At 70.5% G+C, this 12202-nt stretch carries 8 protein-coding genes; 6 read left to right on the top strand and 2 right to left on the bottom strand.

The genetic code is table 11. The features are described from left to right. Positions 1-105: 105 nt before the first annotated feature. Entirely contained in the window at positions 106-1494 is a 1389-nt protein-coding gene (locus tag ACZ4N4_RS40745) for a peptidoglycan recognition protein family protein (RefSeq protein WP_467598608.1), read from the bottom strand. A 111-nt stretch (positions 1495-1605) separates the two neighbouring features. On the opposite strand from ACZ4N4_RS40745, the gene ACZ4N4_RS40740 reads away from it, so the two are divergent. The 5 genes from ACZ4N4_RS40740 to ACZ4N4_RS40720 all read left to right on the top strand — a co-directional run bounded on the left by ACZ4N4_RS40740 (position 1606) and on the right by ACZ4N4_RS40720 (position 9417). After that, positions 1606-2361 carry a TIGR03089 family protein gene (locus ACZ4N4_RS40740; RefSeq protein ID WP_467598605.1) on the top strand — a complete coding sequence of 252 codons (756 nt, stop codon included), beginning with the start codon at positions 1606-1608 and terminating at the stop codon, positions 2359-2361. Between the two features lie 274 nt (positions 2362-2635). Then, entirely contained in the window at positions 2636-3760 is a 1125-nt protein-coding gene (locus tag ACZ4N4_RS40735; RefSeq protein WP_453564588.1) for an LCP family protein, read from the top strand. A 242-nt stretch (positions 3761-4002) separates the two neighbouring features. Further along, positions 4003-5739: an LCP family protein gene (locus ACZ4N4_RS40730; RefSeq protein WP_467598602.1), complete on the top strand. Its 1737-nt coding sequence runs from the start codon at positions 4003-4005 to the stop codon at positions 5737-5739. Between the two features lie 193 nt (positions 5740-5932). Next, on the top strand, positions 5933-7621 hold the full coding sequence (locus ACZ4N4_RS40725; protein WP_467598599.1) for an LCP family protein: 1689 nt from the start codon (positions 5933-5935) through the stop codon (positions 7619-7621). Positions 7622-7854: 233 nt separating this feature from the next. Beyond that, positions 7855-9417: an LCP family protein gene (locus ACZ4N4_RS40720; RefSeq protein ID WP_467598663.1), complete on the top strand. Its 1563-nt coding sequence runs from the start codon at positions 7855-7857 to the stop codon at positions 9415-9417. A gap of 25 nt (positions 9418-9442) precedes the next feature. On the opposite strand, the gene ACZ4N4_RS40715 is transcribed toward ACZ4N4_RS40720, so the two are convergent. Continuing rightward, positions 9443-10495, bottom strand: coding sequence for a glycosyltransferase family 2 protein (locus ACZ4N4_RS40715; RefSeq protein WP_467598596.1), 1053 nt, complete (start codon positions 10493-10495; stop codon positions 9443-9445). 126 nt (positions 10496-10621) lie between these two features. On the opposite strand from ACZ4N4_RS40715, the gene ACZ4N4_RS40710 reads away from it, so the two are divergent. After that, positions 10622-12124, top strand: a complete 1503-nt coding sequence (locus ACZ4N4_RS40710) for an LCP family protein (RefSeq protein ID WP_467598594.1) — start codon at positions 10622-10624, stop codon at positions 12122-12124. Positions 12125-12202 lie beyond the last annotated feature (78 nt).

The following is a 12202-nucleotide window of genomic DNA, read 5'->3' as shown; positions in this document are numbered from 1 at the left end:
ATGCAGACCGTGCGACGGCGCCTTCGACGGCCGCGCGCTGCCACGCGGCATGGGTGTGCGGTTTCCCCCGACTGCCCCCCGACGGCGTTGAACGCGGCCCCGTGCTCAGCGCCCCTGGAGGTGCGCGGAGCTGGTCCGGGCCGAGCCGAGTCTGGCGTAGAGCTTGGCGCCCGGACAGTCGGTGGCGTACCCGTCCCTATGGCCGGAGATCACGTTCAGTCGTACGTTCTTCCCCTTTGGGTAGAGATTGCCACCGCCGGACTTCAGATATGTCTTTCCCTTCGGATTGGCCCCGAAGAGCCCGAGCTTCCACGCGGTGAGCTTGGCGATGGCCGTCACGGCGGCGGCCGGCGGCTTGTGCGCGCCGAACGAGCCGATCACCGCGATGCCCATGCTGTTGTTGTTGAAGCCCAGGGTGTGGGCGCCCCGGACGGACTTCGCCACTCCCCCGGCGCGGCCCTCGTAGACGGTTCCGCACTTGTCGACGAGGAAGTTGTAGCCGATGTCCCGCCAGCCCATGCTCACCACGTGGTAGCGGTAGATACTGCGGATGACGGACGGGGCCTGGGAGCACTTGTAGCCATTACCGGAGGCGGTGTGGTGCACGAAGGCCGCCTTGACCTTTCCGGTGTAGACGAACCCCTTCTCGCGCAGTGACTCGTCGGCGCCCCAGCCACGGCGGGTGACGATCCTCGGACGCGGTCCGATGTACGGCTTCGCGCGCGGGACGCCGGTCAGCTCCGCCAGTTCGTCCTCGGTCTCCTGCCGGTTCAGGGCCGGGATCTCCGCGGCGCCGAAGGGCGCGAGGTCGGTGTTGACGGCCGCCGCCGCGTCGGCCTCGGTGCCGGTGCGGGGGACGTCGGCCGGCGGACCCTGGGGCGGGGCCTCCTCACCGGGGTCGACGAGTTCGAGGCGCAGGCCGGCCGGGAGCAGGTCGCGCCCGCCGCCGGTGGGGGTGCTGCCGCGCGGGCCGGGATCGTCGTCGAGTTGGGCACGCACGCGTACGTCGACGCCGTCCGAGTCGCCCACCCACAGGGGTGCGGTGCCGCCGTGCACATGGCCGGAGTCGGCCTCCTCCGTGTCCGGGTCGGCGCCGTGGTCGGCGTTGTGCGTGTCGACGTCCTGCCAGCCCGTCCACCGGCCGGTCTCGACGGACCGGGCGCGGACCTGGACCAGGCCGTGCAGTTCGGTTCCGGGGTTGTCCCAGCTGACGCCGACGAGCGAGAAGTGCTCCAGGTCGTCGCGGTACAGGCCCTGTTCGGGGGCCCGGCCGAGGACGCGGTCACGGGTGCGGGGGACGAGGGGCAGTGACCGGGTGCTGCCGGCGAGGGCCGCGGTCCCGGCGGCACGGCCGGTGGTCGTGGTGGCCCGCTCCGCCGGTGCGGCGGCCGCGGACGGCACGTTCAGCACGGCCGCGGGGAGGGTGAGGGCCGCCGCGCAGGTGACGCCGATCGAGGAAGTCAGGAATCCACGCATGCCCCTGATCTTGAACATAGTCAGACATATATGTCTATTGCGGAACTGACGGTCCGTCGGCAACGATTGCGCCGAACCGGTGGCCCCGCCGGTCGGTGCGGGCACCGGCCGCGGCGTACGCTTGCCCGGGTGAACGCCACCGATCGCACCCCAGCCGACCTGCTGCGTTCCGCGCTCGCCGCGGATCCCGGACGCCCCCTGGTGACCTTCTACGACGACGCCACGGGCGAACGCGTCGAATTGTCCGTGGCCACCTTCGCCAATTGGGTGGCCAAGACGGCGAACCTGCTCCAGGGCGACCTCGCGGCACAGCCGGGTGACCGGGTGGCCCTGCTGCTGCCGGCACACTGGCAGACGGCGGCGTGGCTGCTCGCCTGTTCGTCGGTGGGCGTGATCGCCGACGTGGCCGGGGACCCGGCGGCGGCCGACGTGGTGGTGAGCGGGCCGGATTCGCTGGAGGCGGCCCGGGCCTGCCGCGGCGAGCGGGTCGCTCTCGCGCTACGGCCGCTGGGCGGTCGTTTCCCGGTGGTCCCGGACGGGTTCGCCGACTACGCGGTGGAGGTGCCGAGCCAGGGGGACCGGTTCGCGCCGTTCTCGCCCGTCGATCCGGACGAGCCCGCGCTGATCGTGGCCGGTGCGGAGATGAGCGGGGCCGAGGTGGTGGAGCGGGCGCTCGGGGACGCACCGGGGCTGGACCTGACCGGGCCGGGGTCGCGCCTGCTGTCGGGGCTCGGGTTCGACACGTGGGACGGGCTGAGCGCGGGGCTGTACGCGCCGCTCGCCGTCGGGGGGTCGGTGGTGCTCTGCCGGCATCTGGAGGAACTGGGCGAGGAAGGCATCGCCAAGCGGATCGAGAGCGAGCGGGTGACCGCGACGGTTCGGTGAGGCCGTTCGCTGGGCGCGGGCCGCGGGCCGGTGAGGCCGTCGTGGGCCGGGGCCGTTCGCCGGGTGCGGGACGGTGGGGTTTTCGCGCAGTTCCCCGCGCCCCTGGAAGGGGCCGCTCATCCTTGTGAAGCAGTTACCGCAGCCCACGACCCCACCGGCCGGGTGCGGGCCGGTGGGGTTTTCGCGCAGTTCCCCGCGGCCCTGGGAGGGGCCGCTCACTCTTGTGGAGTAGTTACCGCGGCCCCCTGCCCCCACCCCCGGGCACTCTGGAGGAGTGACCGATGCCGGAGGGGCCACCGCGACCGGGGACGGCATTGCCCGGCGTCGGCGGCGGCGTTGGATTCGGGGTGCGGCGGTGGTCGCGGGACTGCTCGCCGCCGGCACCCTCGCCTGCGGCTGGGTGCTCTACGACCGGCTCAGCGACAACATCACCCCCGACGAAGCGGCCGCCGCCGAGCTCGCGCGCTACGAGCGGGAGCGTCCCACCGCGCTGGTGCGTGGCGCGCAGAACATCCTCCTCATCGGGTCGGACACCCGCGCCGGGGACGGGAACCGCCGCTACGGCAAGGACCTGGGCACCGAGCGGTCCGACACCACGATCCTGCTGCACCTCGCCGCCGACCGGCGCAGCGCCACCGCCGTGTCCCTGCCCCGGGACCTGATGGTGCACGTGCCGAGCTGCCTGCGGGGCGACGGCCGGCGCAGCGAGCCCTCGTTCACGCTGTTCAACTCGGCGTTCGAGATCGGGGGTTCGGCCTGCACCATCCGTACCGTCGAGAAGCTCACCGACATCCGGATCGACCATCACGTCGTCGTCGACTTCACCGGGTTCAAGGACATGGTCGACTCGGTCGACGGGGTGCAGGTGTGCCTGAAGGAACCGATCGACGACAAGGCGGCCAAACTGCGGTTGCCCGCCGGCCGGGTCACCCTCGACGGGGAGCAGGCGCTCGGGTACGTCCGGGCGCGCAAGTCGCTGGGCAACGGCAGCGACACCGAGCGGATGGAGCGGCAGCAGCTGTTCCTGGGGGCGCTGGTCAAGAAGGTGCGGGGCAGTGACGTACTGCTGAACCCGGCGAAGCTCTACCCGCTGCTGGACGCGGCGACCTCCGCGCTCACCACCGACCCCGAACTGGCCAGTCTGCGCGGTTTGTACCAGCTCGTCCGCGGGCTGCGCGACATCCCCACCGAACAGGTGCAGTTCCTCACCGTTCCGAGGGAGCCGTACGTGTACGACTCCAATCGCGACCAGCTCGTGGAGGGCAGGGCGGACGCGCTTTTCGCACTGCTGCGGGCCGACAGACCGGTGCCGGTCACCAAGAAGAACGCCCCCTCTTCCGAAAACTCCGAGGCGCCCGGGTTTCGCGGGAACACCGCCGCCGAGGACAGTTGCGGGTAATGCACCAGCCAAGGCGGCGAACTTGCCCGCCGTTCGTTGTCAGTTAAATGAGATGGATTGCCCGGTTGTAGGGAGGATGAATTTCTCACTGGCGTCACTCGACGCTGAACTGGACGGATAGTGTGAGCCCTCCGGTGCACCCGGCCGCGAGGTCCGTCCTGGGGTCGTGCACTGTTAACCGTGACCGAGCGCCTTGATGGGGGGAAGGCGCCGCGTGGCCCCGACGGAGGATTCGGACAACCGTGGACGCGCAAGGCCGTGGGCGGGCGGACGACATCGATCCCGCAGACCAGTGGGTACTCAATCCGAACACCGGCGAATACGAACTGCGACTGGCGCCTTCCGCACCGCAGTCGTCGGTACCCGGACCGCGCCGACCGACGTCGTCGCGCCCCGGTGCGGACGCGCCGCGGAAGACCGCGGGCCGGGACGTTCCAGGGCAGGCTTCCGGGCAGCTTCCGGGGCAGCGCAGACGGCGCGGCGAGCCCGAGCCGCCGGCGGGGCGGCGCTCCCGTCGGCCGGTGAAGAAGAAGTCGAAGGCCAAGAAGGTGCTGCTGTGGACCGGCGGTTCGATGGCCTTCGTCCTGGTCGCCGTCTCGGCCGCCGGCTATCTGTACGTGAAGCACCTCAACGACAACATCACGTCCGTCTCCGACGACGGCGCGAGCACCGGTGGCTTCAGCAAGGACAAGGCGATCAACCTGCTGGTGATCGGCACCGACAAGCGCACCGGCAAGGGCAACGAGGGGTACGGCGACACGGGCAGCGTCGGGCACGCCGACACCAACATCCTGCTGCACATCTCCAAGGACCGCTCCAACGCGACCGCGCTGAGCATCCCGCGCGACCTGATCGTGGACGTCCCGGACTGCCCGACCGAGCAGCCCGACGGCACCCAGAAGGTCATCCCGGGCACCACCGACGTCCGCTTCAACACCAGCCTCGGCCAGGACGGCCGCACGGCCAGCTGCACCGTGCGCACGGTGACGGAGCTGACCGGGATCAAGCCGGACAACTTCATGGTGGCCGACTTCAACGCGGTCAAGACGCTGACCGACGCGGTGGGCGGCGTCGAGGTCTGTCTCGCCAAGGACATCGACGACTCGGACTCGCATCTGAAGCTGTCCAAGGGCACCCACAACATCTCCGGCGAGACCGCGCTGGCCTTCGTGCGCACCCGGCACTCGGTCGGCTTCGGCGGTGACCTCAGCCGGATCCAGCTCCAGCAGCAGTTCCTGAGCGCGCTGATGCGCAAGCTCAGCTCCAACTCGACGCTCAGCAGCCCGACCAAGCTGCTGAAGCTGGCCGAGGTCGGCACCAAGGCGCTGACCGTCGACTCCCAGCTGGACAGCATCGGCAAGCTGAAGGACCTCGGTCTGGAACTCGGCAAGCTCAACCCGAAGAACCTGACCTTCACCACCGTCCCGGTCGTCGACAACCCGGCCGAGAAGGTCAAGGCGACCGTCGTGCTCAACGACACGAAGGCCCCGCCGGTCTTCCAGGCCATCAAGGGCGACGTCTCCTTCACCGCGGTCAAGAAGAAGCAGGCGCAGGCCAGCAAGGACGCGGCGGCCGCCCGGCTGGAGGGCACCAAGTCGGCGGCCTCCGAGGTGCGGGTGCGGATCCTCAACGGCGGGGCCGCGGACGGCAGCGCCCAGGAGGCCCTCAACTGGCTGCAGAACGAGCAGGGCGTCCTCAAGTCGGAGAACGCCGGCAACGCGGACGCCAAGCTCAGCAAGACCACGCTGGAGTACGCCCCCGACCAGGCCGCGCAGGCGCGTGAACTGGCCGACATCATGGGGCTGTCCGGCTCGGCGCTGAAGCCGGGCAAGAGCGTGACCAACTCGCAGGGGCTGCCCGCGATGACCCTGACGCTGGGCAAGGACTTCCAGGGGGCGGGGGTGTCCCTCACCACTCCGACGAAGGCGCCGGACGTGGACAGCAAGACCACCGCGGACAAGGTGACCTGCGCCAAGTAGCGACAACCGGCGTGCGGTAGCGGGGAGTTGCTCCGCGATGACACCAAGTCACAGCAAATAAGCAGGTAACCCTATGGGTCCGTCATGCGTCTAACCGGGCGCGGGGCGGACCCGTGTGGTCCGCGAAGCGTCCGATGGGGGGCGTCGGCGGCGGGCCGGTGCGCGCAATGCGCAGGGCGGGGAGGGCTGGAATTTGACGCAGAGCGATGTGCGGGGGGAAAAGCCTGCGGTCGAGGACACGAGGTCCCTCGCACCGAAGACATCCGGGGCGCCGGGCGGTGCGGGCGGCGGCCGTCGCAAGGGCGGCAAGAACGGCACGAGCGGCAAGAGCGGCGGACCCAACGGGTCACACGGCTCGAACGGCGGCCGGCGCAGACGCGGTCGGCGCGCGTTGCGCTGGTCGGCGACCGTGCTGTCGGTGGTGATCCTCGGCACGGCCGGTGCCGGCTACCTCTACTACCAGCACCTGAACGGCAACATCCACAAGGGCGAGCGCGACATCGGCGACGCCAAGGCGCGGAAGACCGCGGCCAACGCGGCCGGTCAGACGCCGCTGAACATCCTGCTGATCGGCTCCGACAGCCGTAACTCCGACGAGAACGTGAAGCTCGGCGGCGCCAAGTACGACCGGGGCAGCCCGCCGCTCGGGGATGTCCAGATGCTGATCCACCTGTCGGCGGACCGCAAGAACGCGGCGATGGTGAGCATCCCCCGGGACACCCGGGTCGACATCCCCAAGTGCACGGACCCGGACACCGGCAAGGTGTACCCGGCGACCAACACCATCATCAACGAGTCGCTGGCCCGCGGCGGTGCCGGCTGCACGCTGGCCACCTGGGAGAACCTCACCGGGGTCTACATCGACCACTGGATCACGATCGACTTCGCGGGCGTGGTGAAGATGGCGGACGCCATCGGCGGCGTCGACGTCTGTGTGAAGCAGAACGTGTGGGACCGGCCGACGGCCGCGGTGTCCGGCGGCTCCGGGCTGAAGATGACGGCCGGCACGCACAAGGTGAAGGGTGAGCAGGCCCTGCAGTGGCTGCGCACCCGGCACGCCTGGGGCAGTGACCCGCTGCGGGCCAAGGCCCAGCACATGTACCTCAACTCGATGATCCGGACGCTGAAGGGGCAGAACGTCTTCACCGACACCGGCAGGCTGATGGACCTGGCCGAGGCGGCCACCAAGTCGCTGACGGTCTCCGAGGAGATCGGCACCCCGAAGAAGCTCTACGACCTGGGCATGCAGCTCAAGTCGGTGCCGACGGACCGCATCACCTCGCTCACGATGCCGAACCTCCAGGACCCGCAGAACAAGGACCACCTCGTGCCGGACACCGCGAACGCCGACAAGATGTGGCAGATGCTCCGCGACGACGTGGCGTTCGACAAGAACGGTGACGCCAAGGAGAGCAAGAAGAAGAACACCGGGACCGCCGCGGCGACCAAGGCGCCCTCCGTCCCCGCCGCCCAACTCGGGGTGCTGGTGCAGAACGCCACCGGGACCTCGACCGAGGCCGCGGTCCCCCTTCGGGCCCGGACGATGGCCACGGAACTCGGTGCCAAGGGCTACACCAGGGCGACGGCGGACACCTCGTCGGCCACCGAGTCCGTGGAGAAGTCGGTCGTGGAGTATCCGAGCGCGGACCTGCAGGGCGACGCCCAGGCGGTCGCCAAGGCGCTGGGGATGCCGGTCGGCCAGGTGAAGCAGACCACCGATGTGTCGGGCGTCACGCTCGTCGTCGGTGCCGACTGGCGCGACGGGACGACGTATCCCCAGCAGTCCGCTCCTAAGGCCGGTGACCTGCCCGGCAACTCCGACGCCATCAACGGCTCGGACACCACGCAGTGCATGGACGTGTACGCGCCCTATCGGTGGTAGCCCGCGCGCCCGGCCCCATACAAGGTCGTTACAGGCGGCACGACCCCCTCACACACAGAACCGCACAGGTAAGCACAGGCAACTCCTAAACGACTGCATGACACTGCCGCCGTGCCCAGGTGCCCAGGTACCTGGGAGTCGGGTGCGGCGGCAGTGGCGAGCGGGAGGGCGGGCGGTTGGTGCGCGGCAATGTGCGAGGGGAGGTGTCCGGCGTGGCCGTGGTCGACGACACGATGACCCTGACACCCCAGGGCGGTGACGGTCGGCACGGTGACAGACGGCGCGGCGGCGGGGCGGACGGTGACCGCGGGCGGCGCAGACGCCGGGTGCTGCGCTGGTCGGCCTCGGTCGTGGTCCTGGCGATAGCCGGCACCGCCACCGCCGGATACCTCTACTACGAACACCTCAACGGCAACATCAATAAGGAGTCCCTGAACATCGGGGACGCCAAGGACCGCGCGGCCGGGTCGAAGGCGAACGCGGCCGGGCAGAGGCCCCTGAACATCCTGCTGATCGGCTCCGACGCCCGGGACACCGCCGAGAACCAGAAGCTGGGCGGCGCCAGGGACATCGGCACCGCCGCCCGCGCCGACGTGCAGATGCTGCTGCACGTCTCGGCGGACCGCACCAACATGTCGGTGGTGTCCATGCCCCGCGACACCCTGGTCGACATCCCCGAGTGCACGGACACCGACACCGGCAAGGTCTACGCGGCGGCCTCCGACACCATGACCAACTCGTCCCTGGAGCGCGGCGGCCCCGGCTGCTCGGTGGCCACCTGGGAGAAGCTCACCGACATCCACATCGACCACTTCATGATGGTCGACTTCTCGGGCGTGGTGTCCATGGCGGACGCGATCGGCGGGGTACCGGTGTGCGTCGACGCCGACATCTACTCGCACACCTCCACGGGACACGGCTCGGGCCTGAAACTGAAGAAGGGCACCACCGCCGTCAAGGGCGAGCAGGCCCTGCAGTGGCTGCGCACCCGGTACGGCTTCGAGGACGGCAGCGACATCGCCCGCACCAAGGCCCAGCACATGTACATGAACTCGATGGTCCGCCAGCTGCGCTCCAACGCGACCCTCAGCAACCCCGACAAGCTCCTCAAGCTCGCCGAGACCGCCACCAAGGCACTGACGGTGGACGACGGCCTCGGCACGGTCACCGAGCTCTACGACCTGAGCAAGGAGCTGAAGAAGGTCCCCACCCAGCGCATCACGATGACGACGATGCCGTGGGTGTACTCCTCGGACGGCAACCGCGTCCTGCCCAAACCCACCGACGCGGCCAAGCTGTGGCGGCTGGTCCGCGAGGACATCGCCCTCGACGGCAAGGACAAGAAGAAGACGACGACCACGACGACGAAGGTCACCGACAAGGCGGCTGCCGACGACCGGATCGCCGTACAGGTGCAGAACGGCACCAGCGGCGGCACGGAGTCCGCGGTCACCGGCCGGGCCGCCGCCGTCACCGAACTGCTCGTCGGCAAGGGCTTCACGAAGGCGGCCGCCGACACCTCGGCGCCGCTGAGCGAGGACCGGACGCTGGTGCGCTATCCGAGCGCCGACCTGGCGGGCGACGCCCAGCGGGTCGCGAAGGTGCTGGGCGTCCCGGCCGGCCAGGTGAAGAAGTCCACGGACGTCGACGGGGTCACGCTGGTGGTGGGCGCCGACTGGCGCTCGGGCACGAAGTACACCGCCGACGACGATGACACCACGCCGGCCTCGGCGAGCGCCCTCAACGCCGCGGACACCAAGGCGTGCATGCACGTCGACCCGGACTACACCTGGTAGTCCGGGTCGCTCTGCGGGCGGGTGCTCAGCCGGAGGAGGAAGGGCTGAGCACCGCGGGACGGCGGGACGCGATGACCCGCTTCGCCAGGGCCTTGGGGCTGGTCAGGAAGCCGTACCCCCACGACATGTGCATGGTGGCGAGGGCGAGCGGGATCTGGAGCCGCGCCTTGAGGGGCAGCCCCTTGCCGGCCGGGAGCGACCCGGCGGCGATCGCGGCGAGATAGCCGCCGGGGATCACGAACCCGAACGGGGTGACCAGGGCGCCGACGACCAACCCGGCCGCTATCGCGCACACCGCCGTGGGCGGGGCGAGGTAGCGCAGGTTGATGGAACCCTCGTGGTAGCGGGCGACGACGTGCCGCCAACGGCCGTAGTCCTTGTACTGCTTGGCGAGCGCCTTCATGCTCGGCCGCGGCCGGTACGACACCCGCAGCTCCGGCGAGAACCAGATCAGGCCGCCGGCCTCGCGGATCCGGAAGTTCAGCTCCCAGTCCTGGGCGCGGATGAACTCCTCGTTGTAGCCGCCCTGTTGCTCCAGGGCCTCGCGGCGGAAGACACCGAGGTAGACGGTCTCGGCGGGACCGGCCTCGCCGCCCGTGTGGAAGGCGGCGTTGCCGACGCCGATCTTCGAGGTCATGGCCGCCGCGACCGCGTGCTCCCAGGCGTTCTCGCCCTCGGCGTGCATGATGCCGCCGACGTTCTGCGCGCCGGTCTCCGCCAGGAGGCGGACAGCGGTCGCGATGTAGTTCGGGGAGAGCATCCCGTGGCCGTCCACGCGCACCACGATCGGATGCCGGGAGGCCTTGATCGCGGCGTTCAGCGCGGCCGGGGTGCGGCCGGTCGGGTTCGGGACGGTGTGCACGCGCTTGTTTTTGAATGACGCAGTCTCGGCCACGAGCTGCGCCGCGATCTCGTCCGTGCGGTCCGTGGACGGACCGAGGGCGATGACGACCTCCAGCTCACCGGCGTACTCCTGCGCGAGGATCGCTTGGACGGCCCCACGCAGATGCCGCTCCTCGTTGAGGACGGGCATGATCACAGAAACTGCGGGGTGCCGCACGTCGGGCTTGGCGTTCATAGGGGACTCACGTTACCGCGAACGGGGGACACCGGTGCGCGCCGCCGGTGCCAAGCCGCGGGCTGAAGGTCGTATCGGCCTACGGTGCTCACGGATCCCACGTACGGCCTCGTCCGGAGGTGTCCTTTGGCCGCCAGCCCGCCCCGGTCCCCCGCCCGGCCCGCCCGGCCGCAGCGTCGACCACAGCCCACCCGTCAGGCCCCGCGGCCGCCGGTACGACCCGCAAGGCCCCGGCGGCCGCGCTGGGCCATGCGGGCCGTGACCACACTCTCGGTGGTGGTGCTGGCGTCGGCCGGGATCGGACACTCCGTGATGGCCAGTCTCGACGCGGACATCGCGCGGGTCGACCCGTTCAAGGACATGAAGAACCGCCCGGCCCCCGGCCACGGCATGAACGTCCTGCTGGTCGGCACCGACGGCCGCGACAAGATCACGGAGCGGGAGCGGCGGAAGTACCGGCTGGGCGGGGCGCCCTGCCACTGCACGGACACGATGATGATCGTGCACATCTCGGCGGACCGGGAGCGGGCGACGGTCGTCAGCCTGCCGCGCGACTCGTACGCCGAGGTGCCGCCGCACACCGACGAGACGACGGGCCGGGCGCACAGCGCCCACCCCATCAAGCTGAACGCGGCCTACGCGGAGGGCGGCCCGCAGCTGACCGTCCGCACGGTCGAGGCCATGACCCACCTGAAGATCGACCACTATCTGGAGGTCGACTTCATCACGTTCATGCGGACCGTGGACGTGCTCGGCGGGGTCCGGATCTGTACGCCCCAGCCGCTGAAGGACTCCTACACCGGCCTCGACCTCTCCGCCGGCACGCACAAGCTGAACGGCGGCCAGGCCCTGCAGTTCGTCCGCTCCCGGCACGTCGACGGCGCGAGCGACCTCGGCCGGATGAAACGGCAGCAGCGGTTCCTGGCCGCGCTGATCGAACGGGCGTCGTCGTCGGGAGTGCTGCTCAACCCCATCAAGTTCCGGGACGTGACGCGAGCGGTGCTGGGCTCCGTACGCGCCGACATGGGCTTCGGCACGGACGAACTGCTGGACCTCGGCCGGGCGATGCGGAACTTCTCCCCGTCCTCCTCCGAGTTCACGACCGTCCCCATCGGGCAGCTGGGGTACGCCGTGAAGGGCATCGGCTCGACGCTGAAGTGGGACCAGGCCAGGTCGGACCAGCTGTTCCAGTCCCTGCGCGAGGACAAGCCACTGGCGCCGCCGGCACCCGCGCGGCCGGCCCGTCCGGCGCCGGCGACCGTGGAGGTGGCGCCGGCACAGATCCATGTGCAGGTGGAGAACGGCACGGGGACGGCGGGGCTCGGGCGGCGGATGGACGCGGCACTGGCGGCGGCGGGGTTCGCGACGAACCACCAGCCGGTGACCGCCGCCCGGCACGACGTGCGGCGGACGGTGATCTCCTTCGACCCCCGCTGGGACCGCTCGGCCCGGTCGCTCGCGACGGCCCTGCCGGGGAGCCAGCTGCGGGCGGTGAAGGGGATGGGCCCGGTGCTGCGGGTGACGACCGGGGCGGACTTCAAGGGGCCGGCGAGTGTGCGGAAGGTACGGGCCGAGTCCCCCGCACAGGGGGAATCCTCTGTGATCAGGGGAGATGAGACGGTGTGCTGAGGGTCGTGTCTCGGCCGCGGGTGCGCGGGGGTTGTTCGCGCAGTTCCCCGCGCCCCTGAAGGGGCGCTCGTGCGTGCG

It is taken from the genome of Streptomyces sp. NPDC026538, from assembly GCF_055567535.1.
This window is presented reverse-complemented; position numbering and strand designations above follow the sequence as displayed.

Excerpts from the sequence above, each read along its gene's own strand:
- ACZ4N4_RS40720 (WP_467598663.1), top strand. The coding sequence starts at position 7,855 with ATGACCCTGACACCCCAGGGCGGTGACGGTCGGCACGGTGACAGACGG.
- ACZ4N4_RS40715 (WP_467598596.1), bottom strand. The coding sequence starts at position 10,495 with ATGAACGCCAAGCCCGACGTGCGGCACCCCGCAGTTTCTGTGATCATG.
- ACZ4N4_RS40745 (WP_467598608.1), bottom strand. The coding sequence starts at position 1,494 with ATGTTCAAGATCAGGGGCATGCGTGGATTCCTGACTTCCTCGATCGGC.